This window comes from Pseudonocardia humida, from assembly GCF_023898865.1.
GTDB classification, from domain to species: Bacteria; Actinomycetota; Actinomycetes; order Mycobacteriales; family Pseudonocardiaceae; genus Pseudonocardia; species Pseudonocardia humida.
On record NZ_JAGSOV010000040.1, the window covers coordinates 1 to 22,108 of the forward strand.

Annotated in this window: 20 protein-coding genes, 1 tRNA gene and 1 pseudogene; 10 read left to right on the top strand and 12 right to left on the bottom strand. The window is 68.2% G+C overall.

The window, feature by feature from the left end:
* The first annotated feature begins 69 nt into the window (after window positions 1–69).
* Together KDL28_RS18985 and KDL28_RS18990 are read left to right on the top strand one after the other, a co-directional pair.
* A protein-coding gene (locus tag KDL28_RS18985; RefSeq protein ID WP_252440507.1) for an IS3 family transposase occupies window positions 70–1,238 on the top strand; the annotation gives its coding sequence in 2 pieces (ribosomal slippage) (window positions 70–357 and window positions 360–1,238; 1,167 coding nt in all).
* Window positions 1,239–1,341: 103 nt separating this feature from the next.
* Window positions 1,342–2,847: a toll/interleukin-1 receptor domain-containing protein gene (locus KDL28_RS18990; RefSeq protein WP_252440509.1), complete on the top strand. Its 1,506-nt coding sequence runs from the start codon at window positions 1,342–1,344 to the stop codon at window positions 2,845–2,847.
* Window positions 2,848–3,047: 200 nt separating this feature from the next.
* On the opposite strand, the gene KDL28_RS18995 is transcribed toward KDL28_RS18990, so the two are convergent.
* Window positions 3,048–3,470, bottom strand: a complete 423-nt coding sequence (locus tag KDL28_RS18995) for a hypothetical protein (protein ID WP_252440511.1) — start codon at window positions 3,468–3,470, stop codon at window positions 3,048–3,050.
* A gap of 820 nt (window positions 3,471–4,290) precedes the next feature.
* Between KDL28_RS18995 and KDL28_RS19000 the strand changes: the two genes are divergently transcribed.
* Window positions 4,291–5,505, top strand: a complete 1,215-nt coding sequence (locus tag KDL28_RS19000) for a protein NO VEIN domain-containing protein (protein ID WP_252440513.1) — start codon at window positions 4,291–4,293, stop codon at window positions 5,503–5,505.
* A 209-nt stretch (window positions 5,506–5,714) separates the two neighbouring features.
* Here KDL28_RS19000 and KDL28_RS19005 read toward each other — a convergent pair whose 3' ends face one another.
* Complete coding sequence (locus KDL28_RS19005; RefSeq protein WP_252440515.1) at window positions 5,715–6,350, bottom strand: GAT domain-containing protein; 636 nt, start codon at window positions 6,348–6,350, stop codon at window positions 5,715–5,717.
* A 318-nt stretch (window positions 6,351–6,668) separates the two neighbouring features.
* On the opposite strand from KDL28_RS19005, the gene KDL28_RS19010 reads away from it, so the two are divergent.
* Window positions 6,669–6,738: transfer RNA gene (locus tag KDL28_RS19010), tRNA-Lys, on the top strand.
* 239 nt (window positions 6,739–6,977) lie between these two features.
* Here the strand turns inward: KDL28_RS19010 and KDL28_RS19015 are convergent.
* From KDL28_RS19015 to KDL28_RS19050, 8 genes are all read right to left on the bottom strand, one after another.
* Window positions 6,978–7,799, bottom strand: coding sequence for a MerR family transcriptional regulator (locus KDL28_RS19015; RefSeq protein WP_252440517.1), 822 nt, complete (start codon window positions 7,797–7,799; stop codon window positions 6,978–6,980).
* Window positions 7,796–8,272 (bottom strand): nuclear transport factor 2 family protein, encoded by a 477-nt coding sequence (locus tag KDL28_RS19020; RefSeq protein WP_252440519.1) that lies wholly within the window; start codon window positions 8,270–8,272, stop codon window positions 7,796–7,798. Before KDL28_RS19020 ends, KDL28_RS19015 begins: the two co-directional genes overlap by 4 nt.
* A gap of 225 nt (window positions 8,273–8,497) precedes the next feature.
* Window positions 8,498–8,635, bottom strand: coding sequence for a hypothetical protein (locus KDL28_RS19025; RefSeq protein ID WP_252440521.1), 138 nt, complete (start codon window positions 8,633–8,635; stop codon window positions 8,498–8,500).
* Between the two features lie 6 nt (window positions 8,636–8,641).
* Complete coding sequence (locus KDL28_RS19030) at window positions 8,642–9,328, bottom strand: IS110 family transposase (protein ID WP_252440523.1); 687 nt, start codon at window positions 9,326–9,328, stop codon at window positions 8,642–8,644.
* A 347-nt stretch (window positions 9,329–9,675) separates the two neighbouring features.
* Complete coding sequence (locus tag KDL28_RS19035; protein ID WP_252440525.1) at window positions 9,676–11,154, bottom strand: NUDIX hydrolase; 1,479 nt, start codon at window positions 11,152–11,154, stop codon at window positions 9,676–9,678.
* Window positions 11,154–12,386: a hypothetical protein gene (locus tag KDL28_RS19040; protein ID WP_252440527.1), complete on the bottom strand. Its 1,233-nt coding sequence runs from the start codon at window positions 12,384–12,386 to the stop codon at window positions 11,154–11,156. The genes KDL28_RS19035 and KDL28_RS19040 overlap by 1 nt, the downstream gene beginning before the upstream one ends.
* Entirely contained in the window at window positions 12,272–13,147 is an 876-nt protein-coding gene (locus KDL28_RS19045) for a toll/interleukin-1 receptor domain-containing protein (RefSeq protein ID WP_252440529.1), read from the bottom strand. The genes KDL28_RS19040 and KDL28_RS19045 overlap by 115 nt, the downstream gene beginning before the upstream one ends.
* A 280-nt stretch (window positions 13,148–13,427) precedes the next feature.
* Entirely contained in the window at window positions 13,428–13,730 is a 303-nt protein-coding gene (locus tag KDL28_RS19050; protein ID WP_252440531.1) for a hypothetical protein, read from the bottom strand.
* Between the two features lie 436 nt (window positions 13,731–14,166).
* On the opposite strand from KDL28_RS19050, the gene KDL28_RS19055 reads away from it, so the two are divergent.
* From KDL28_RS19055 to KDL28_RS19065, 3 genes are all read left to right on the top strand, one after another.
* Window positions 14,167–14,982 (top strand): ABC transporter permease, encoded by an 816-nt coding sequence (locus tag KDL28_RS19055; protein ID WP_252440533.1) that lies wholly within the window; start codon window positions 14,167–14,169, stop codon window positions 14,980–14,982.
* A gap of 294 nt (window positions 14,983–15,276) precedes the next feature.
* Entirely contained in the window at window positions 15,277–15,780 is a 504-nt protein-coding gene (locus KDL28_RS19060; RefSeq protein WP_252440535.1) for a DUF5131 family protein, read from the top strand.
* Window positions 15,692–16,042, top strand: coding sequence for a DUF5131 family protein (locus KDL28_RS19065; RefSeq protein WP_252440537.1), 351 nt, complete (start codon window positions 15,692–15,694; stop codon window positions 16,040–16,042). Before KDL28_RS19060 ends, KDL28_RS19065 begins: the two co-directional genes overlap by 89 nt.
* A 458-nt stretch (window positions 16,043–16,500) precedes the next feature.
* Here the strand turns inward: KDL28_RS19065 and KDL28_RS40515 are convergent, their stop codons facing one another.
* A complete protein-coding gene (locus KDL28_RS40515; protein ID WP_256502133.1) occupies window positions 16,501–16,635 on the bottom strand; it encodes a cupin domain-containing protein in 135 nt (44 codons plus the stop codon).
* A gap of 108 nt (window positions 16,636–16,743) precedes the next feature.
* Here KDL28_RS40515 and KDL28_RS19070 point away from each other — a divergent pair.
* Window positions 16,744–16,794: pseudogene (locus KDL28_RS19070) on the top strand (hypothetical protein); the annotation flags it as partial.
* A 232-nt stretch (window positions 16,795–17,026) separates the two neighbouring features.
* Window positions 17,027–17,998, top strand: coding sequence for a protein NO VEIN domain-containing protein (locus KDL28_RS19075; protein ID WP_252440539.1), 972 nt, complete (start codon window positions 17,027–17,029; stop codon window positions 17,996–17,998).
* Between the two features lie 665 nt (window positions 17,999–18,663).
* Here the strand turns inward: KDL28_RS19075 and fxsT are convergent.
* Window positions 18,664–21,255 (bottom strand): FxSxx-COOH system tetratricopeptide repeat protein, encoded by a 2,592-nt coding sequence (fxsT, locus tag KDL28_RS19080; protein WP_252440541.1) that lies wholly within the window; start codon window positions 21,253–21,255, stop codon window positions 18,664–18,666.
* Between the two features lie 252 nt (window positions 21,256–21,507).
* Here fxsT and KDL28_RS19085 point away from each other — a divergent pair, with 252 nt between their 5' ends.
* Window positions 21,508–21,648 carry a hypothetical protein gene (locus tag KDL28_RS19085; RefSeq protein ID WP_252440543.1) on the top strand — a complete coding sequence of 47 codons (141 nt, stop codon included), beginning with the start codon at window positions 21,508–21,510 and terminating at the stop codon, window positions 21,646–21,648.
* Window positions 21,649–22,108 lie beyond the last annotated feature (460 nt).

Below are 22,108 nucleotides of genomic sequence, written 5' to 3' on the forward strand. Positions count from 1 at the left end.
GGGACTGCTGCACTCGTAGGTGACATCTGAGCTGTGGTGCCGACTGGCACTGCTGGAAGGATGTTCACCGTGCCCAAGCCTTACCCCCAGGAGTTCCGCGACGATGTCGTGCGAGTCGCGCGCGAGCGCGAGTCCGGGCAGACGCTGCGCCAGATCGCCACAGACTTCGGCATCAGCGAGTCGTGCTTGGTCAACTGGCTCAAGGCCGCCGACCTCGCCGACGGAGGCCGGCCCGCCGCGGCGGCGGCGGAACAGTCCGCCGAACTGCGCGAGGCGAAGAAGCGGATCCGGCTGCTGGAACAGGAGAACGAGGTCCTGCGCCGGGCTGCAGCATATCTGTCGCAGTCCAACCTGCCGGGAAAATGATTTACCCGCTCGTCCGTGATTTGGCCGCTGACGGGATTCCCGTCGTGGTGACGTGCCGGGTTCTGGGCCTTGCCCGCCAACCGTACTATCGCTGGCTCGCCGCTCCGGTCACCGCTACCGAGGTGAAGCAGGCGTATCTGGCCAACGCGTTGTTCGACGCCCACCGCGACGATCCGGAGTTCGGGTACCGGTTCCTCGCCGACGAGGCCCGCACCGCCGGCCACCGCGGCTGCGACCGGACGATGCGGCGGATCTGCTCGTCCAACCGCTGGTGGAGCACGTTCGGCAAGCGCCGGCGCGGCAAGGCCGGACAGCCCGGCCCGCCCGTGCACGACGACCTGGTCCAGCGCCGGTTCACCGCAGACAAGCTGAACGACCTCTGGCTGACAGATATCACGGAGCATGCCACCGGAGAAGGAAAACTGTATGTCTGTGCAATCAAAGACGCGGCCAGTAATCGCATCGTGGGCTACTCCATCAGTGAGCGGATGACGTCACGGATCGCTGTGACCGCGCTGAACAACGCTGTCGCCCGCCGAGGTGGTGCGGCCGGATGCATTGTGCACAGCGACCGCGGCAGTCAATTCCGGTCACGGAAATTCGGGCACGCGTTGAACCGGCACGCGATGGTCGGGTCCATGGGCAAGGTCGGCTCCGCCGGGGACAACGCGGCCATGGAATCATTTTTCGCGTTGCTGCAGAAGAACGTGCTCAACCGGCGGCGCTGCGCCACCCGGCTGGAGCTGCGGATCGCGATCGTGACCTGGATCGAGAAGACCTACCACCGGCGCCGCCGCCAGCTCACGCTGGGCCGGTTGACCCCGGTTGAGTACGAAGCAATGATCACCAGACCTGCCGCACAGGCGGCCTGACTGACCTGTCACCTATCGGTGCAGCAGTCCCGCTGGTGGCTTACGTTGGGCTGCCGGGTGGCGGCGCTGCGGTTGGCGACTGCGGGTGAAGGGGTGGGTCGGGGTGCGGGTGTTCGTCAGTCACGCCGGCCGGGACCGGGCGTGGGCGGAGTGGATCGCCTGGCAGCTCGACCAGGCCAGGATCGAGACGGAGCTGGACAGCTGGGACTGGCAGACCGGCGAAAACTTCGTCGAGAGGATGAACACCGCCCTGGCCCGCGCCGACGCGATGGTCGCGGTGTTCTCCCAGGCCTACTTCGACCCGGCCCGCTGGACAGCTGAGGAGTGGCAGGCCGCGGTGCACACGGCCAAGCAGCGACCGCGGTTCCTGCGCCCGGTCCGGATCGATGACACCCCCGTACCACCCCTGCTGGCCGGATTGCTCAGCACTTCGCTCCATGGCCTGTCTGTCGAGGCAGCGCGTCAGGCGCTGTTAGACGTGGTGCGTCCGCCGGGCCGTTCCAGTGACGAGCCGGGCTTTCCCGGTTTCGGCCGTCCAGCCGCAGCGGTGAGCAGCACGGAGGGACCGCAGCTGCCGGGGTTGCTGTCCGCGGGGCAAGCGGAGGAGGTGCTGGTCCGGAATGAGGCGTTCACAGGGTGCGACACGCTAGCCGGAATGCGCAAGGGGCTGCGCGGGGGCGGCGGTGTACAGGCCCTCAGCGGCGCAGTCTTCATCAGCTATCGCCGCAGCGATCAGCCTGCGCTAGCCGGACGTCTATACGACAAGCTGGAATCCAAGTTCGGACAAGATGGCGTCTTCATGGATGTAGATTCGATTGATCTCGGCTCGGACTTTGTCGCGGCCTTAGATGAGGCACTAGCACGCTGTAAAGCCATGGTCGTCGTCATTGGGAGTGAGTGGCTCAATGTCAGAGATGATGATGGTGTCAGACGACTCGACCAGCCAGATGACTTGGTGCGTCTGGAGATTGAGACTGCGCTTGAGCGGGGCATCCGGGTAATCCCGATTCTGGTGGATGGCACGCGCATGCCGCGGGCACAGGAGCTTCCAGAGGGCATAAGGGCGCTCAGTCGCCGCAACGGTCGAGACGTATCGAACGCGCGTTTCAAGTCGGACTGCGTAGATCTCGTCAGCACGCTTGAACGCCTACTCGGCGAAGCTAAGCCACCCGCGCCGCCAGCTTCACCAAATGTCCTGCGCTACATCCGCGACGTCCACAACCGGATCTCGTGGCTCGCGGACGCAGCGATCGGGGACCAGCTGGAGACGGTCAGAACCGAGGATAAGATCGACGTAGCCGACTTCGTCACGATCCTCGCCCCGACTCAGCGGCTCAACGCAGAGTTCGCCCTCAAGGTCGCATGGGAAGAAGACCTAGCCCGGCTCGCCCGCCAGGTCAGTGCCGCGAAGCGGTGGATGCGCGATCACGGCATGTGGGGCGTGATCGCTACACGTCGATACGTGGACGAGAGCGTCCTTCGCGGCCTCAACTTCCACAGCAATGAGCGGCACATTCAGTTGCTACTGTGGCGCGGCCCGCAGGACGACCGGTCGTTGGAAATGTGCTTGCGCAGAATCGCGGGAAGCCATGACCAATACCCGGTGTAGGGTGCCTCGGGGCAATAATGCAGGCCAGCTCGGCTACGCGGCGCGGGTCGTCGGACCGGACGAGTTCCGTCTCGACGGCGACGACAACGGACGGATGAGGCTGCGAGAGCTACGGCTGAGTAGGCTAATGGCGGATACCTCAACCCGCTGGATTACGCGTGTCCGGCCAGCGGGGTCACTCAGATCTGACCATCGCACTTCTACTCGTTCACTACTCGACGACGTCCCTTGAGAACCTGCCACGCCAAGCCGATCCGTTCGCGGGCACTTGGCAGCTCCACGTCCGTATCGCCGACGAGTTGCGGCGCGCCGAACAAGTGGGCCCCGTAGGTGTAGTTCAATCCATGCGGAGTTTTCGTGATCGTCTCCACGATGTGAACGCCAAAGCGCCAGCGCTTGATCTCTAAGTCGTCGAGGTAGTCGAGTTCGCCTTTTAGGACCGTTGCATGGGTTGTCGCATCCTTAGGGCGCATGTGCGCTGGCAAGCCGGTGTAGAAGTCACCCTCGGATAGCTGCGGTCCGACGATGTTGGTTTCAACTCGCAGAAAGGCGGTCGGGACGATTTCGGAGGTGGCGGGTTCATGTCCGGATAGCTGAATGCGAAGTCCGCGTGCCGAGTGCACGCGGTCCTTATTCTTAACAATGAGAACGACGGGCCACGGAGACGGACTGGACTCAATTTTAACGTCAAGGCGCGCGCGTCCGCTGCGCGACTCTGCCACATCAGACCTGACTCGGGAGTCTCGGGCCGTCTTAGCTGCTCGCACGGCAGCGCGAGACGAGATCGCTGAGAATGCCGCTGCGATGGCAGCGACGATCGGGCCTGCAATCTGCGCGGCCTGAGTCCAAGGCCTGAAGATTCACGACCATCCTTGCGCTCCGCTGACTGGGACGGGTCCTCGACCTCCGCGACGGAACACGAGCGGCTTCCTCTGCTGGCGCATGAGGAACACAGTGCCCGATCTCCGACGACCTAAGATGTCCGGCGCCGCCGCCCTGCTCGCTACGGCGGTTAGCCGGCCGAAGGCCGGGAAGATCCGGGGCCGGCCCGGCGACGTCTTCGCGATCAGGACACAGGCGGGGCTCGCGGTCGCCTGTGATGTGGGGCGTCACGGTCAGCGCGACCGGTCGGCTGAGCACGGCTAGGCGAGGAAGGTGTGCGAAGGTCACGCGGGCGCTGTCGATAGCGCCGCACAGCCGCGGCCACCGCGCACATGCTGTCGGCTTGATCAGTAGCGGTGCGTGGCATCAAACGTGGTGCGAACCAGTAGAGGCTCGCGTTCGCGATGTTGGCAGTGTGGCGTGCCGCGTGACTGTTGATGCTGGTAGAGGCCGGGGTCAATGTGGACGGGCCGTCTTGTAAGCGGTCGGTCGTTGACCTGGCCCCACACGTGGGCAGGGCTTGGGTGTCGTTGCGGCTGCAGGCGTCGGTAGCCTCCCGCGGTGCCTACGCCTGATGTCAGAGCTGACGACGTGGTCGGAGCGCTTGAGGAGTTCGACGCCTTGGGTCGGCGGGAGTTCCTGGCCAAGTACGGGTTCGGTGAGGCGCGGAGCTACTTCCTTGTCCGGGGCGGCAAGGAGTACGACTCGAAGGCCGTGGTCGGGGCCGCGCACACGCGCCGGCACGGCGCACGACTGACCGCGAGGGACTTCAGCGGCGGCGAGGCCACGGTCAAGAAGCTGCTCGAGGACCTCGGGTTCACTGTGGAGACGCGGGAGCCGAGCGCGCCCGTGGGCGGTGGCCCGACAGAGGAGACGTTGGGTGCGTGGGTGCTGAAGTGCAACCCGCATGTCTGGGACCTCGCCGGTTTCCTCGCCGGTGAGGAGCGTCTGGTCTACGGCTGGACGGTGCAGGAGAACCGCCGCTCGGACATGATCCGCCACGGTCAGCGAGCGCTGTTGTGGGTCACCGGCAGCGTGGACGGACCGCTGCCGCGTGGGTTCTGGGGGTCGGGGTGGACCACCGGCCCGGTTGAAGCAGTCGCCGAGCTCGGCGACGACGACCAGGCCGCAATTGACGTGGGCTACTGGCTCGACCTGGATGCGCGGGACCGCATGCACTTTGCCGCGCCGCTGGAGTTGCGTGTGTGGGACGAGCCGGTCGTGGAAGCACGGGTGGTGGAGGTCCTCGGGCCGCAAGGGTTGGAGGTCGTCCGGGCGCGGCAGATGTCGAATCCAAGCTGGATCAGCGCGGCGGATCTCGCCCTGCTCGAGCCCCTGCTGCCGTCGTGGCCCGAGGTGGGTCCGCCGGTCGCCGAGGTGATCACGGTCGATCCCGTGGAGGGAGCCGGCGTTGGTGACCCGGCGACGCGACGGCTTGTAGAGGAAGCCGCGATCCGCGCTGTCACCGAGCACTACCGCGGCCTCGGGTACGAGGTGCAGAGCGTCGAGCATGAAAAGTGCGGCTGGGACGTGACCTGCATCGGTCCTGACGGAGCTGTCGCCCGTGTTGAGGTCAAGGGCACCGCCGGCGCGAGACCGAGCGTCCTGCTGACCCGCAATGAGCACCGGTCGGCGGTGCAGGATCCCGGCTGGGTGCTGGCCGTGGTCACACGAGCGGCCACCCAGCCGACCGTCGCGATCTACGACCCCGCGGAGGTCCTCACGCTCGCGGAGCCCTACGTCTACCGAGTTGATCTCAACGGCACCAAGCACTGAGCACGCGCAGCCGCACTGGGCAATTTGTGACCGTCGATCCACCAACTGATCCCCGAACTGCAACGCACTACTGCCAGGGGTGTCCTGCTGACCACCCGCGCGGCACCGACTGCGACCACGGATGCCAGACATGGTGGCGGCAGTGTTCGGACTACGCATCAGATGATCGCTGCACTCAATCTATTTCGTCGTCGCGGTTCTTGTATCGGTTACTCAAATTCTTCGGGGCTGGGAGCGGCAGAATACATTGAATCTATCCAGTCCTCTACTGCGATCAGTTTCCCGAGTTCTTCATCGAGGAGTGCTGCGAGTGCCGGGAAGTCAGCGCGGTCCTGGCTCTCGGGCATCTCGCCCGAGTAGCGGAACGCAGTCCCCCTCTGATCTGCTTCATGCAACATCTGAATGACCTTCTTCACTCCGCTAGGAAACGGCTCCGCGAGATCGAGGGCCTCGTAGTGCTTGAGCAGCTCATTCAACAGCTTCGCAAGGTTGTGACCAAGGGTCTTCTTTAGTCTCTCGCCGACGACGTCGGAGCTGAGGCTAGGGGCCGCGGAATCATGGTAGCGACGTCGAACGCTGGCGAGATAGCGGATGAAGTTCTTCAACTGCAGTTCAAAGGCTTGACGGTACAGCATGAGGAAGGGCATCAGGATGGTGTCGTCTATAGGTTGCCCGGAGTACGTGCCTGCGAGCCTCGTCGCTGCCTCGCGATAGAATAAGGCATAATCCCTATCGGTCTGGTGCGGGTAACGAACTATTAGTCGACTATACACTTCATTGGGAACCGTTTGAAGGAGGCGAAGCGGCTTGCCGCTCGAGCTCGAATACTTGGGAGTGGCGCTCATGGTGTCTAGTCTACGCACCCTTAAGTGCGGGTAGAGAAGCGTTCTCTAGCTTGGACTTGGTACAAGTCTCGCGAATTGCGCTTGTGCAAGGGATCAATCACGACCCGGATCGTGCAGCTCGCGATCTGAGCTCAGCAACTTCCAGATGCTCTCCTGCCGCCTCCGGGCAGTCCTGTGGAAGGCCCGTCTGACAGCGCCTTTGCACGGCACCAGTTCGTCCAAAGAGGACCCGCTGTCAATGCTTCTGTCAATGAAAGCTCGCCGTTCGGAGCCAGCCCAGCCAGCTCAGCCAGCCCTTGGTCGAGGCTGACCAGCTCCGGGCAGGCTGTGGGTGCGTCCAGCCGGACTTTTAATCCGCGGGTTCGGGGTTCGATCCCCCGGGGGCCCACCGATACTGACCAGGTCGTTTGCGCCTGTGAACGATCATGTCGTCGGCGTCTGTCAATGGCTTCCGCAGGTATTCTTGAGCGTCGAAGCTCGGCGGCAGCAGTCCCGACGGTCGGCTGGGCGCCCCACCACCGCGGAACAACCGTGTGACCTGCCGCGACAGGACCGGCGGACGGGTGGTCCGGGACTCTGCGCTCAGGGCCGCGCGGGCCGTGTGAAGTGCTGCGACGCCGGGGCTGGTCAGTGCCCAGGCGCGGGATGTTCGCCCGGTTCGTTGATCGGAAGGCAGATCCGGACGGTGAACGTGCTCTCGTTGGGGTTGTCGAGGTTGGTGTATTCCTCGAGGACCGGGCCGCCCGGGCAGGCGCCGCGCTGGTCGAGGCTGGCGAAGACTGCGTGGTAGGCCAGTGGGAGTGTTGCGGGACTGCCGCGGTGGATGGTCGTCAGGGCGCGGCCGGCCGGCAGTGGTGCGGTGTCGAGGTCGCCGGGTTCGATTCGGTCGACTGGGGCGAAGGCGAAGCCGCTGACGTTGTCGGCCAGGTCGACGGGGAATGTTGCGCCCCATGGTCCCGTCCGGCGGTGTCCGCCGTGCCGTAGAGCCGAGCGCAGGCGCGCGATCGTGCGGGTCACGCCGGGCTCGAGCTCGGCCGCTGGCAGCAGGAACGGCAGCGCTGCCACTTCCCGGGGGTGCAGTGTCACGATGTCGACGTCGTAGGTGCTCTGCGCGTCGTCGGTGAGCAGTTCGTCGAGCTGGCGTAGCCGCCGGCGACCGGCCTCGATCTGCGTTTCGATGCGCTGGCGTTCGTGCAGCAGGACGGTGGCGGCCGTGGATCGGTCCGTGAGGATGCGCGCGATGCTCGCCGGCGGGACGCCGAGCGCCCGCAGTCGGGCGATGAGCGTCGCGGCCGGGAGCTGTTCGAGGGTGTAGCGCCGGTAGCCGGTGGTCGGGTCGACCAGGGCCGGGGACAGCAGCCTGATCCTGTCGTAGTAGCGCAGGGTGGAGATCGGCAGGCGAGAGCGACGCGCGAAGTCGCCGATCATCAGCTCGCGCCGCTCGGTCATGTGGCCAGCATGGTGGAGGTCGGGGTGGTGACCTCGACCGTGGGACGGCGGGCGAGGATCGCGGCGACGGCGGCGGGGCGGATGCCGAGGGCGTGCAGGGCGGCGCCACGGTCGAAGTGCTCCCGGTAGTGGTGGCACAGTCCGTCGCGGGTCTCGAAGACCGACACTCCCGTGAACGTCAGGGTGCGCCCGGCGCTCGCCGGAACGGCGGCGCTGACGGTGAGGGTGAACCTCCACTCGCCGAGAGTGCAGTTCTGGTCAGCAACGACGCGCGTCATGGTCCACTCGTGGTGGTCGCCCTCAGCGTACATGCGCTCGAACAGGGCGCGGATCTGATCGTGCCCGGCGAACATGCCGTAGAACAGGTCACGGTAGTGGGCGTCCGGCGAGAAACACGCCAGGACTCGGTCGACGTCGCGGCTGTTGAACGACGAGGCGAAGCGATGCGCGACGGAGGCTTCGAGGTTCGTCATAGCCCAGACGCTGAGCCCTGAAGCCGGGTGAGAGTCAAGCCAGACCGACATGCCTCCTGCCCGCTGGTCAGGACGCCGTCGCAGGAACCTGCGTGCCGGTCTGTGGGTGGCGGGCGGCGACGGCGGCGAGGTGGCCGGCAGGGTCGTAGGCGGTGGAGTCGGTCCAGCAGCGCCAGATGATCCGGAGCCAGGCCCGGCCCAGGACGCGGACAGCGTGGGCGTGGCTCAGGCCGCGGGCTCGAGTGCGGTGATGCGCTCGCGCAGGCTGGTCAACAGCGCGACCAGTTGCAGGGTGATGACCTCGCCGGCGTCGGCGGCCGGCCCGTCGGGCAGCCCGACGGGGGCCTGGCGGAGGTGGTCCATCAGCTGCTACGGGGTGCGGGTGTTGGCCCGGGTGTAGTGGGCGGCCGCAAGCCAGGCGGCCAAGCGTCTGCCGGAGAGCCAGCGGGCGTGGCGCGGGGTGGGAAAGCGGGTGAGGAAGGCCAGGGAGATCTTGCCGTCGAGCTGGTGGAACAGCCCGACCGCGCCGGGGTGAGCGGTGAGCAGGTGCGCGCGCAGCTGGTTGTGGACCGCGACGCGGGCCTTGACCAGATCGGCGCGGGCGCGGATGAGCATCCGCAGACCGAGGGTGGCCGGGGTGTCGACGGTCAACGGGGTGAGTCGTCGGCGGTCGGTGCGCAGGACGTCGGCGAGCAGGTAGGCGTCGCGGCGGTCGTCCTTGTTCCCGGCGGTGCTGTAGCGGGAGCGCAGGGCCGTGACCTGGCGGCTGGCGATGACGAACACCGTCAGGCCGGCGTCGAGCAGCGCCTGCACGACGGGGCCGTCGCCGCGCTCGATCGCCACTCCCGCGATGTTGTGACGGTGCAGCAGGGTGACCAGTCTGGCCAGTCCGGTAGCGGTGTGGCGCACGGTGAATCGCTCGATCGCCGCGCCGGTCTCGTCGATCACGCAGACGGCGTGATCGGTCCAGGACCAGTCCACCCCGGCCCACCGCAGCGGCCCATCGGGGGCGGTGGTGCCGGGTGTGGCGTCGGATGCGGTGTCGCTGCTGGTCACGGCGTGATCTGGCTGGTGCATCGTCGCGTGGGCTCCCGTCCGGGCGGGTGGGCGCTCCGGTGAGGCGCGGCTGCCGGTCGGTCACTGAAGCGCTCGTGGCGCACAACCCCATCGCCGGTCAGCACGCCCCGTCCCGTCGGGCCTCGCGTTGTCAAGGCGGACCTCGAAGGCCCCGCGAGCCTGGGCAATGACCCGACGGTCCGGGATGCGCACCGGACCCGACGGATCCGGCCGAGCCAGCTTGCCCTCAGTAACGGCGAGCCTCGGAGGCCGTGAGGGCGCTCGAAAGCGCGGCGGGCAAGCACCCGCCGCCCCAGGGGGCAGATCCGGCTGGGTCCGAGCCGTTGTCACGCGCGCCGCCGCAGCAGCCGGTCCAGGATGCGCAGCCGCAACCCGGCGGTCGGGTGCAGGGTCGCCGGATCGCGCCGGGCGAGGTGGTCGCGGATCGCGTCCGGATCGGCCGGGATGCCGGCCAGGTCGGTGAGCTCGCGGTCGTGGGTCCGGCCGGTGGCGGCCGCGCGGAGCTCGGCGAGCTCGGCGCCCAGCCGGACCAGCAGCACCGGGGCGACGCCGAGGATCGGCATCTCGACGACCAGCGAGACCGGCTCGACCGAGACCACCTCGGCGATCGCGCCAAGCTCCTCACCGGCGCCGCGCCGCGCGGCCGCGATGAGCACGTCGTCGGCGCCGACGTCGAGGTCGGTGAGCTGCTCCTCGAAGCCGGCCGACCACCTGCCCGGCGCGTACGGCGAGGACGCGCTGCGCCGGGTGAGGAGCACCTGGCCGTCCGCGGTCAGGGCCACCGCGTGCACGCTGGCGATCCCGGGGATCCACCAAGTCGACCGCAACCAGCCGTCGGCGAGCAGGTCGACCTGCTCGGGGGCCAGCTCGGCGGTGCGGCGCATGGCCCGATGGAACGCGTTGCCCTCCCGCCACGTCGTCGGGGCCAGCCGCAGCGTCGGCTCCGGACCGGCCAGGTCGAGCCGCCACGGGCAGAACTTCGGCTCCCAGTCCGGTCCAGCGGCGCGCCGGTCGGCCGCGGTGACCGGTAGGACGGGGCCGTCCTGCGGCGGCCGCTCGCCGTCCACGACGACCCGCAGCCCGGTCGCCGCCAGATCGGCGATCTCGTAGCCGGACCGCTCGACGAGGAGCCCGTCGGAGGTCGACTCCACGACGGCCCCCAGCTCGGCGGCCACCAGCCGGGAGCCGAGCGCGTCGGCCCGGCCGGCCGCGGCGAGCACCAGCCAGCGCCGGGCCGCCCGCACCGCGGGCGACGGTGCCGATTCCACCTGCGCCAGCAGTCCGGCGACGCAGGCCCGGCGGACCTCGGCGGGCACGCCCGGTTCCAGCACCTCGGCGAGCATGGCGTCGCGGCTCTCCGGCCGGTCGATCCGGGCCAGCGACCGGACGACCGCCGCCCTGGCGTAAGAGTGCTGGTGGTCCAGCGCCCCAACCAGGGCATCGAGCAGGCCCTCGGTCACCCCGTGCGCCCGCAGGTACGACTCGGCCTGGTGCGCGCCCTCCTCGACCTGCTGCCAGTCGGTGTGGCGGGCCGTGGCCGCCCCCGCCCGCAGCGGCCGCAGGTTGTGCTGGATCTCCTCCTCGGTGACCGGCGGCGCCGCAACGTCGTCGCCGAGGCCTGCGTTGCGGGCCTGCGCGGCCGCGCGCAACGTGCGGGCGACGCGGACCCGGACGGCCGCCGCCTGCGGTCCGGCACCCTCGATCCCGTCGAGCATCACCCGCATGGCCGCCGTGAGCCGCTCGAGCACCGGCGCGGAGGCTGTCAGGCCCCCGATCCGGCCGAGGGCGAGCGCGATGTCGCCCATCAGCTCGACGTCGGCGGTCTGGGCGCGTTCTCACCGTTCTCGCCGTGCTCGTCCGCGCCGTCGAGCAGGTCGAGCTCCGCGCCCAGCAGCTCCTCGAGCGCGGCCACCGCGCGCGGGTGCACGTACTGGCCGAGGGCCTCGACGAAGCGGCGCCGGAACCCCGGCCACCGGTCCGCGGCCAGGTTGGCGGCCAGCACCTCGATGGCCTCGTCCGGGCGGGCAGACCGCCAGTCGGTGATCACCGCGAACGCCGACGCCAGCGTGCTGGCCGACTCTCGGGTGACCGACGGGTCCCGGCCGGCCGAGCTGCGCCCCCCGCCCGGACCGGCGACGACCTTCCGGCCGTTGAGGCACCGCAGAATCCGGGGCAGCAGCAGGTCGAACTTCTCGCGCAGCACGTAGGTCGCGGCCCAGGAGTCCGGGATGGCGCCGACGCCGTCGGCCTTGCGGTCCAGCATGCCCAGCAGCTCGGTGAACACCTCGTCGAGCAGCTGCTCGCGGCCCCGGTCGTGGGCCAGCTGCACCAGCATGGCGATGAGCTGCCACCCGACGTCCTCGGCGGCCCTGCGGTACACCGTCGCGCGGCGCCCGGCCCCGTCCACCGCGTCGAGGAGCACCATCGCCATCCCGAAGCAGTCGAGCAGGTCGTGGCGCAGCCGCACGCCGGGCCGGTCGGTCCCGGACGTCCGGACGACGATCCGGCGGTTGGTCAGCTCGGCCAGGTCGAGCGCGGTCGCCGGGGCCGGCAGGTCGGTGCGCAGCGCGTCCAGCGGGACGACGAATGCCATCGCGTCGAGCTGCAGCTCGGCGATGGTGCGCAGCACGGCAGCGGCCTCGCTGCGCCGCGGGACGGCGTCCTGCGGCCCCGCCTGGTAGGACCGCCAGAGCCCGGCGAGGATGTCGGTCATCGACCGCGGGACGTCCGGCTGCAGGTGGCGGGTCCGCAGGTGGGCGTCGAGGAAGAACGGGACCCGCAGGATCGGGAGCACGTCCGCCGGCGTCGCGTCCCCGCCGAGCAGCGCGGCCACCCGCTCGGCCGGCAACTCGTCCACCACAAGCGGGTGGACGCTCAGCTGTGCGAAGTCGTCCTGCCACACCTCGGTCCGGCAGGTCACGATCAGCGCGCCGGTCTCGGCGAGCACCCGCAGGACCGCGACGAACGCCTCGTGCACGTCGGCCGAGCGGCCGATCCGGTCGAGCCCGTCGACCACGAAGCATGGCGAGAAGCCCATGGCCCGCACCCGGTCGACGTACTCCGGCAGGACCGCGAACGACCAGGCCCCGGCCGCATCGGCGACGGCCCGTCCGACGTCGGCAGCCGCGGGCGCCTCGGTTCGTCCAGCACCACCGGCAGGCACCCCGGGTCGCGCCGCAGCAGGTCCTCCACCAGACGGGCGGCGATCGTCGACTTGCCGCTGCCGCCCTGGGCCAGCAGCACGATCGACTCGGGATCGGCCCGGCTGGTATGCCGGGTGTAGACCAGCCACGAGTCGCGCCAGAAGTCCTCCTCGTGCCCGTCGAGCTGTGACCGGCACCACCACTGCGCGTGCCGCCGGGCCCGCTCCACGTTCTCGACGACGCGCTTCCCGAACAGCGACAGCCACAGCTGGCCGATGATCCCGTCGGTCAGCTCGCCCCCCGTCGACGCCAGGTCGATGGTCTGGTAGCTCTCCAGGCCGAGCCGTCGTCCCGCGCCCGGATGCAGCTCGACCACCAGCACCTCGGCCGCGCGTGCCCCCCAGTGCGTGCGGTAGATCTCGATCTCCCGCCGGACCCACTTCGAGTCCTCCGCCGCGGCTGACGCGACGACCAGCAGCGTCGGCTTCGGCTCGACCGTCAGCGCCGCTTCCAGCTGGGCCGGGAAGTGCCCGGCGCTGACCCGGGTGCGGTCGCGGTAGACGCTGACCGTGAACCGCGTCCTGAGCAGCTCGTCGAGCTCGTCGCAGAACCGCGAGTCCCGGCGCGAGTAGGAGAGGAAGACGTCGTGGGTCACGGCACCCCGGCGGCGGCGCGGAGCTCCGACGGCATGTGCGACCCCCCTTGGCGTCCGGCGCATTGTGTCACGCGACTGCCCGCGGATCGTCGGGTACTGGGCGGCATTGCAAGTCGGGGGTTAGGGGTTCGATTCCCTCGCTCCATCACGCGCGTCCTTTAGGAGCTGATCTACACCAGCTACCGAGAACCCGTGTGAGGCTGAAGACCGATCTTCACCGCCGCAGAGGCTGACGCCAGATCCGCCAGCTCTTAAGTCCTGAACGGCGTCGGCAGTGGGGTCACGTCTGGACACCGGCCGCGACCCGTCGGTGGTAGGACGTCTCGTCGTGCTGGATCCGATCGAGGAGCTCCCGGCACATGCTGACCGTCTCGCGGCGGGTGTCCTGGTCGAGCATCCGGAAGCGCAGCGCCATGCCGTCGAGCAGGGCGGCGAACCCGAGGGCGATCTCCTTGCGCTGGAAGCCGGCGTAGTACTGCTGGATCGCCTCGTAGCGCAGGCACTTCGCGGCGGCTTCGATGACGTCCTTGTCGGCCTTCATGGCCTGGAACTCGGCGGCGCGGCGTTCGGCCTCGGTCGGCATGGCTGTCCCCTTCTGGCGTGCAGGTGTGGCCAGCGGGGGAAGGCGCTGCGCCAAGCAGTCTAGGTCGACCCTGCCAGCTCGCCCACAGCGGAGGCGACCACCTGCCGGGTCACGAGCGGGGCCATCGAGCCGGTCGGTCGGCCGGACGGGGTGGTGGTGCGGTTCGCGCTCAAGGCCGCGCGCGGCCGAGTGAACTGCCCTGGTCGTCCGCCTGCGGCGGGGGCCTGTCGGCCCTCGGCTTACCACGGCCTCCCTCCCGGTAAAGGGCGCTCCGCTGCGCTGCGCGTCGCTGCGCGACAGCCCTGCGGGCTGCCCTTGACCGCGAGCCTCCGAGGCCGTGAGGGCGCTCGAAAGCGCGGCGGGGCAAGCACCCGCCGCCCGAGGGGCGGGCCGACAGACCCAACCGCGGTTCCCGCGATCAAGCAGGTGATCAGCGATGACGAACACGCAGACCATCACCAGCCCGGGCACGACCACCCCGGACACCCGTGAGCTGACCGACCTCGTTCGGGAGCAGGCACAGCGGTTGGGGTGCTGGCCGTCGGGGCGGCAGGTGATCGCGGAGTTCCGCGTCGGGCGCCCGAAGGCCAACGCCGTGCTGGCGGCGCTGCGCGAGTCCGGGTTCGACCCGACCACCAGCGCTGCCACCCAGGACACCCTCGCCCTGGACGTGGTCCCCGTGCGGCCGTACAAGCCCACCCCGAGCGCGAGCGGTGCAGTGGGCGGGTGGACCGCGGAGCAGATCAGTTCTCCTGACCGGAGACCGAGCGAGACCGAGCGGCCGGCCGCGGAGGTGCGGCGCCCGCGGTTGGGGTCGTGGCCGTTGGTGTTGATCGCGTTGGGGGCGTTCGTGTCGATCTGGGGTGGCTGGGTCGGGCTCGGTGAGCTGACCGGGTTCGGCCCGATCCGGCTGCTGCCCGGGATAGCGGACAACGTCGTCATCGATTCGGCGATCACGTTGCCGATCGGGGTCGAGGCGTATGCGGCGTTCGCGCTGCGGACCTGGCTGGCCCCCGACACCGGCCTGTCGGCCGCGGCGCGGCGGTTCGCCCGTTGGCCGGCGATCGGGTCGCTGGCGTTGGGTGCGGCCGGGCAGATCGCCTACCACCTGATGGTCGCCGCGGGGGTGCGCGAGGCGCCGTGGCCGATCACCGCGTTCGTGTCGTGTCTGCCGGTGGTCGTGCTGGGCTGCGCGGCCGCGCTCACGCACCTGATCCACCGTTTCGACGACACCCTCGGGGTGCAGCGATGACGGGCCCGGTGGACCGACCCGAGACCGGCCCACGATCGGTTCGGGGTGGGGTGGGCGGGACGCGACGGGAGCAGGTGCGGCAGTTGGGCAACGCGGTCACCGCGCCCGCGGCGGAGTGGTTGATCGGGGCGGTGGCGGCGTCGTTGGACACGCCGTGCGGGGTGGTGCGTCCGGAAGATCAGCGGCGATGAACACCGGTCCGGCCGGTCCGACCGGGGTCGGAAACCTGGCCTGGAGCGAGGGGCAGGCAGTGATGGAGACGGTGCGGGACGGCAGGGGAGCGGGGTGGCGGGTGTGAGTAGCAGGTCGCGGATCGAGTGGACCGAGACGACGTGGAACCCGACGACCGGCTGCGACCGGATCTCCGCGGGGTGCGACAACTGCTATGCGTTGGCGTTGGCGAAGCGGTTGAAGGCGATGGGCTCGGCGAAGTACCAGGCCGACGGCGACCCGCGCACCAGCGGGCCGGGGTTCGGGGTCACCGTGCACGACGATGTGGTGACCGCGCCGTTGCGGTGGCGGGCGCCGCGGGTGGTGTTCGTGAACTCGATGTCGGACCTGTTCCACGCCCGGGTGCCCGCGGAGTTCGTGGCCCGGGTGTTCGAGGTCATGGCCGCGACCCCGCAGCACACCTACCAGGTGCTCACCAAGCGAGCGACCCGTCTGCGCCGCCTCGCTCCGGATCTGCCGTGGCCGGGCGAACGTGTGGATGGGAGTGTCGGTCGAGGGCCTCGACGTCGCCGACCGGGTCGAGGAGCTGCGGCGGGTACCGGCGGCGGTGCGGTTCCTGTCGTGTGAACCCCTGCTGGGCCCGCTGGATGGGCTGGACCTGTCCGGGATCGGGTGGGTGATCGCCGGTGGCGAGTCCGGTCCGGCGGCCCGGCCCATCAACCCCGCGTGGGTCGAGCAGCTACGCGACGCATGCCGGGCCGAGCGGGTGCCGTTCTTCTTCAAGCAGTGGGGTGGGCGTACCCCGAAGGCCCGGGGTCGGGTGCTGGATGGCCGCACGTGGGATGAGATGCCGGTCGGCTCACACGGCCTGGCGCGCCCGACAGCGTGATGCGCTGACCCTGGCGAAGCCCCGAACAGCGGATCCGGGCGTAAGCGTTGGCTGCCTGGAGTGCCCCAGGCCAAGCCGTCGTCGCCCACGAACGCAGCCGTCTCATGGGCGACGTTGGTCTGCTCCGATCTCTACAGACGGCCAGCTAGAGCGGTGGCGGGAAGCAGGTCGCTCGTGAGCCGGTATGACTCGTGGTGACCTGGCCGAAGGCCTGTGGGACGTGCTCAAAGCGCTGCTGCGACGCCGGTCCCTTCGGCCGGGCGGCCCTCGCGGTGTCACCACCAGTGAGCTGATCGGTGATCATCTTGCGGTCCTCTCCTAGCATCATTCCGTGATGCCAGGAGGTCCGTGACCCGCACGCGGACACCACGCCGGCGACAGTGCCACCACCGCTGGCGTAACGCTGAGCACGCGGTCGCCCGCTTCCTGTCGGAGGTGGCCGGGAGATGTGGCCGGGATCAGCGGACGGCGTACTCGTCGTCGGTGACGTGGTCGAGCCAGGCCACGACCTGCCCTTCGGCGTCGGCCTCCTGGATGGCGACGTGGGCCATGAACCTGTTCGGGGCGGTGCGGTCGTCGACAGACTCACCCAACCCGGCCCCGACGCCGGCTCAGGATCGGCGAGGCGGTCGGGGTGAGCGGGCGGTCGCCGATCGAGTGGACCGAGACCCACCTGGAACCCGGTCACCGGGTGCGACCGGGTCTCGCCCGGTTGCGACCACTGCTACGCGCTCACACGGCGCGGCGGTTGAAGGCGATGGGGTCGGTGAAGTACCAGCACAATGGCGACCTGCGCACCAGCGGTCCCGGGTTCGGGATCACCCTGCACCCTGACGTAGCGGGGGCGAGACGTCGTTCCCCTTCGTTGGTGGCCAGCCTATGGCGAGTCCTGCCAGCCTGTCGGTTGTGTCAGGAGCGTAGGGCAGGGTGGCGGGGTGAACATCAACGACTGGTGGTCGGCGGATCCGGGGGGAGCGGTTCTGGATGGAGACGACGGACCGCGCCGATCTTGGTGGGGATCTGCACGCGCCGCAGCTCAACGGTGCCGGTCGGCTGGAGTGGGGGTACGCGCTCGTTGCGGAGACGCGGCCGGGTGATGTGGTGTTTCACTGGCACCGGTCGATGCTGGGACGCCCCGCGCTGGCCGGATGGTCCGTGATCACTGGTCCGTTGTCGGTTGAGGACGGCTATCGATGGATGCCGCGGGGCACTCGGGGCCGGGCCCGCGAGGTGCCGACTGAGGGCTCCGGTTGGCGGATGCCGTGCGTGGGCTTCACCAAGCTGGCGCACCCGGTCGACGGGCAGTTACTCGCCGCCCGGGAGTTGCGGTTGAAGGCGGTCCTGGACGAGCTGAAAGCCTCTGTGGCGGGCCCGCCGTACTTCCCGTTCACCTTCTACCGGCCCGGCGAGATCCGTTCGAGCCAGTCCTACCTGACGAAGTTTCCCGCCGGCCTGCTCGAGGTTCTGCCCGAACTCGCCCCTGCCCGCCCCGCCGCACGGACGGGTGCTGCGGTTGCTCCCGACTCGGGTCGGCGTTCGGAGCCGGGTGGGACGGGTCGTGTTCAGGATGTGCGGTTGCGTATGGCGGTGGAGCGCCACGCCGTCGAGCTCGCCACGGCGTACTACCTCGACGAGCTCGGCGCGCAGGAGGTCGAGGAGCTGGGAAAGCCGTTCGACCTGATCGTGCGGGGCCTCGGGGCCACCCGACACGTGGAGGTCAAGGGCAGCACACTAGCGGTGAACGCGGTCGAGCTGACCGTGAACGAGGTCGCGCACGCCACCCATCACCAGCCCACGGATCTGGTCGTGGTCGACCAAATCCTCGTCCACCATGCCGATGGGGAGAGCCCCGTGACCTCCGGTGGCCGGCTGCAGATTTGGAAGGACTGGGTGCCTGCGGCAATCGACCTCAGCCCCACCCGATACGCATACGCTCTGCCCGTAACCTCCGTCTGAGGTGGCCAGCCATGATCTCGGAGCCCGGGCCGGTCGGCTCGCAGCGGTTGTCGGTCGTCAGAACGACCTGTCTGAACCGGCCGGTCGCCGCGGCTCGGGAGGAGTGCGTTCTAGTGGCAGCCCAGGCCGAGGCAGGCGACGACGGGTTTCAGTCACAACGGCCACGGCTTGGTCGGTGGTTGGAAGGACCGCCTCCGGCACCGGCGTATGTCTCAGCCGCGGACTTCCTCGCCCGAGTCACGTGGGCTGAGGTACTGGAGTGGTGCAAGGGGAAGGCACGGCGGGCGAGCCGGGACAGTGCGCAGCTCACCCGGATTGACGTTGCGCGGGTCCTGGTCGCTGCCCGCGGCCTGTGCTGCTACTGCGGGAGCCTCGCGGTTGAAAAGTGCCCACCGGGACGTTGGGAGTTCGTTGGCCGTAGAATCGGCACCCTCGAGCACCGTGATCCATCGTTGAGAGGTCCTGACCGCAACGACCCATCGAACCTGGCTTGGTGTTGTCATTGGTGCAACACGCACGAGAGCCAGCGGGTTTCCGGCGCACTCAACGCGGGAGCGTTGTACCCGGACGTTGAATAAGCGCCGAGGGACACTTCGATCAGCTCCCACGGCGGGATCCGAACCGGGCCTCGACGGCGGTGAACACCTGATCAAGCGGTGGTTGGGTTAGCCAGGAGTGCGACTGGCCTGTCGCTGAATGGCCAGCCAACGTCGGAGATCCTGCGCTGCGGCCGTCTTGCCGGTGTTGAGTAAGTCGACCGCAAGGTCCCGGGCTGCGTTCCAGGTGTTGGGATGTCCGTCGCCGAGTACCCGACGGTACCGTTCGAGGGTGTCGCGGCTCAATTCGGAGGCGGCTTCATGATTGCCAAGTCTGCGTAGATCGGCTGCGAGATTGCCCGATGCATCGAGGGTGTCGGGGTGGTCTGGCCCGAGGACGCGGCGGTATCGATCGAGCGTGTCCTCGTCGACTTGTTGAGCGGCGGCGTAGTGGCCCAGCTTGCGTAGATCAGCGCCGAGGTTGCTCGCGGCGCTAAGCGTGTCGCGATGGTCTAGCCCGAGGACTTGGCGGTAGCGCTTGAGGGTGTCGCGGTCCAGGTCGCGGGCCGCGCGGTAGTGGCCCAACTTCCGTAGGTCAGTGGCGAGCTTGCCTGCGGCGCACAACGTGTCGGGGTGATCTTGTCCGAGGATGCGGCGGTAGCGCTTGAGGGTGTCGCGGTCCAGGTCGCGGGCGGCGACGAACTCGCCGTAGCGACGTAGATCAGCCGCGACGTTGCCCGCTGCGATAAGGGTGTCGGGGTGGTCGGGGCCGGAAATGCGGCGGTGGCGGTCGAGGATGTCGCGGTCGAGGTCGTATGCTGCAGCGTAGCTTCCCAGTCGGCGCAGATCAGCGGCGAGATGGGTTGCGGCCATGAGGGTGTCGGGGTAGTCGGGGCCGGAAATGCGGCGGTGGCGGTCGAAGATGTCGCGATCGAGGTCGCGAGCAGCGGCGTGGTCTCCAAGTCGTCGCAAGTCGGTCGCGAGGTCACTCGCTGCCTGGAGCGTCTCAGAATGGTCCCCGCCGAGATTCCGCATATTGAGTTGGTAAGCACGTTGCAGTAATTGTAGGGCTGGACCTGGTTCACCTCTGGTGTGGAGGTAGATTCCGGCACGGTTGAGCAACCATGCTGCGACATCCGCAACTGCGTCGAGGCCAGTATCTGCCTCGGTAACGGTAAGAACGTGAGGGAGGAGCTGTCGCCATTGTGGCCAACATTCCGGGTTATTCCATGGGTTCACTTGAAGCGCGCCGGCAAGAAGGCGTAGTGCGGTTCGGCGAAGGTGTGGCGCGTCAGGATCGTTATGTGTGCGGGCGAGTAGGAGTGCCCGAACGACTCGATGCAACTGAAGGCCATCGACATCGATGTCCGCGAGTGCGCGGCGACGGAGTAGTTGTGATAGATCGGCCATAGCCAGCGGATCCGCAGCAGCTTCCGCGAGCGGCGCTGGAAGGAGATCGGGTTGTCTGGTGAACAGTGTTAGTGGGACGTGCTCGGGCGCCAGCTGGGCGGACAGTGAGAGTAGGGCCAATGCGGCTGGTGCATCGGTGGCGAGCCGCTCAAATGCTAGCGACCACGACGCCGTGAGTGTGTCTGGGTACTCGGCCACCTGGCCACGTGCGAGAGTCTGGTCCACCCGCGTTCTGATTGATTGAATGTAATCCGAGGCGCTCATGCGGGTCTCCGCGAGGAACGCCCCAGCTTGGCCTACCGCCAATGGTAGATCGCCGACTTCTTCCGCGATCCTCTCGGCAAGATCTGATTGTAGTGATGGCACTCGCGACCGTAGTAGCACCGTAGATTCTTCGCGGCCAAAGACTCCTATTGGAAGCGGATTCGCTAGATCATCCCAGTTCGGGTTCCGGGACGTAATTACCGTATGGCCGCCAGCTGTTGGTAGGAATGCGGCGAGGGCCGCCGGGTCGTCGGCGTTGTCAAACACGATCAACCATCGATCGCGATTTCGAAGTTCGCCCAGGAGTCTCGAGACCGTCACCGTGATAGATTCGGTACGGTAGTCAAGGCCCAAGGCTCTTGATAGTTCTGCAAGCTGTTCTAGAATGAGGGTAGGATCTTCGGCGTTTACCCACCAGGCGGCGTCATACTCGTGGCTGAAGCGGTGGGCGTACTCCTTGACGGCCGTACTCTTTCCAATGCCACCCATTCCGTGGACGGCCTGTACGGCAATTGGGGCGCCTGCGCAGAGCGATCGGCGGAGCTCGGTCAGTAGTGGCACGCGGCCGGTGAAAGAGGCGTTGCGCGCGGGAACGTTCCATACGCGCCCTACGGGCATGTTGAGAGTCTGCGCCCTCGGTAGTTCAATAAGTGCTTGATACAGCTTCCGACTGAGCTCCTCGGGAGTTTTAACTATCGATATTGTAAAGTTGCTTGTGGCTATCCGGGTGCGGAACGCCGCCTGTCGCGGCCCGTGCTTGAGGTCGACAAACAATTCACGTGGCCCGATGGTGTCTTCTCCTAGCAGGAACACGAGGCGGGGCATCCCCGCATCGGTCGCCTCGGCGAACTCCAGCTCTGTGTAGCTCATCTCGTGGCTGTCACATACTGGGGTTCCGTATCGGAACCCCACGATCGCGACATACACGTCACATGCCCGAACAGCGTCCCGCGACAACTGGGCAGGACTGGTGTCGCGTGCAGTGAAGTACTCCATATCGGCGAGCGCATCGCCCGCTTCGGCGATGGCCCGCTCCGCGGCGGTCATGAAGGACTCACCAGCCGGGAGTCGACGCAACTCTGTCGTATGACTCAGGAACACTCGACGAGGCAGTACCACCCTTCTAGTATCCCCGTCCATGACGTTCAGGGAAGGGCCGAGCGGTTTCCGACCTGGTTGGAGGCTGGCACGCGGTCGTAGCGGTGCGCCCGAGCATGAGCGATGCCCTGGTAGACGCGTGATTTCTTAGATCAACTCGCCCAGGTCAGGAGCTTCGGGTGCTTCCCTAGCCCTTCGGGAATGGCGTCCAACCACGCCCTGATCACTCTGACCGGCGCGCTGCACCGCGCCCGCAACGATCGCGGTATCCGCTGGCGCTGGCTCACGGTCAGCCTGTTGCGCGTCGGACTCCTCGACAGGGTCCGTTTCCTGCGGGTCTGACCACGGAGCAACCTGATCATCATGACGAGACCGCCGGCGCTGCCGGGTCGAGGAGAAGAGCCGGATCGTATTGTCGATCCTGGCCGGTGATCTCACCGTCGCCGAAGCGGCGCGGCGGGCGAAGGTGTCCGAGCAGTCCGTCAGGACCCTGGGAAGCGGCAGCTCCTGGAGGCCAGGCAAGATCGGGCTGAGCGCCGGCCGGTCGGGCCGGTCGATGCGGGAGCAGCAGGGGCCAACGTGGGCGGACCGCGCCTCTACGGACGATCAAAGTCCGGAGCCAGAGGTCCGAGTGCCGATCGACCACTGCGGACCCGTCATGCCGCCGATCCACGAACCGATCCACGAACTGCATCGCACTGGTCGCAACGGTGCCCGATCCGCCGCACATGGCACCCATTATCGCCGGGCGAGCCAGTCACTTGGGCGGCAGCGTTCGGACTACGGATCAGAACGTCATTGC

Excerpts from the sequence above, each read along its gene's own strand:
- KDL28_RS19005 (WP_252440515.1), bottom strand. The coding sequence starts at position 6,350 with ATGAGCGCCACTCCCAAGTATTCGAGCTCGAGCGGCAAGCCGCTTCGC.
- KDL28_RS19015 (WP_252440517.1), bottom strand. The coding sequence starts at position 7,799 with ATGACCGAGCGGCGCGAGCTGATGATCGGCGACTTCGCGCGTCGCTCT.
- KDL28_RS19020 (WP_252440519.1), bottom strand. The coding sequence starts at position 8,272 with ATGACGAACCTCGAAGCCTCCGTCGCGCATCGCTTCGCCTCGTCGTTC.
- KDL28_RS19025 (WP_252440521.1), bottom strand. The coding sequence starts at position 8,635 with ATGGACCACCTCCGCCAGGCCCCCGTCGGGCTGCCCGACGGGCCGGCC.
- KDL28_RS19035 (WP_252440525.1), bottom strand. The coding sequence starts at position 11,154 with ATGGGCGACATCGCGCTCGCCCTCGGCCGGATCGGGGGCCTGACAGCC.
- KDL28_RS19040 (WP_252440527.1), bottom strand. The coding sequence starts at position 12,386 with ATGGGCTTCTCGCCATGCTTCGTGGTCGACGGGCTCGACCGGATCGGC.
- KDL28_RS19050 (WP_252440531.1), bottom strand. The coding sequence starts at position 13,730 with ATGCCGACCGAGGCCGAACGCCGCGCCGCCGAGTTCCAGGCCATGAAG.
- KDL28_RS19055 (WP_252440533.1), top strand. The coding sequence starts at position 14,167 with ATGACGAACACGCAGACCATCACCAGCCCGGGCACGACCACCCCGGAC.
- KDL28_RS19065 (WP_252440537.1), top strand. The coding sequence starts at position 15,692 with ATGGGAGTGTCGGTCGAGGGCCTCGACGTCGCCGACCGGGTCGAGGAG.
- KDL28_RS19075 (WP_252440539.1), top strand. The coding sequence starts at position 17,027 with ATGGAGACGACGGACCGCGCCGATCTTGGTGGGGATCTGCACGCGCCG.
- fxsT (WP_252440541.1), bottom strand. The coding sequence starts at position 21,255 with ATGACCGCCGCGGAGCGGGCCATCGCCGAAGCGGGCGATGCGCTCGCC.
- KDL28_RS19085 (WP_252440543.1), top strand. The coding sequence starts at position 21,508 with ATGGCGTCCAACCACGCCCTGATCACTCTGACCGGCGCGCTGCACCGC.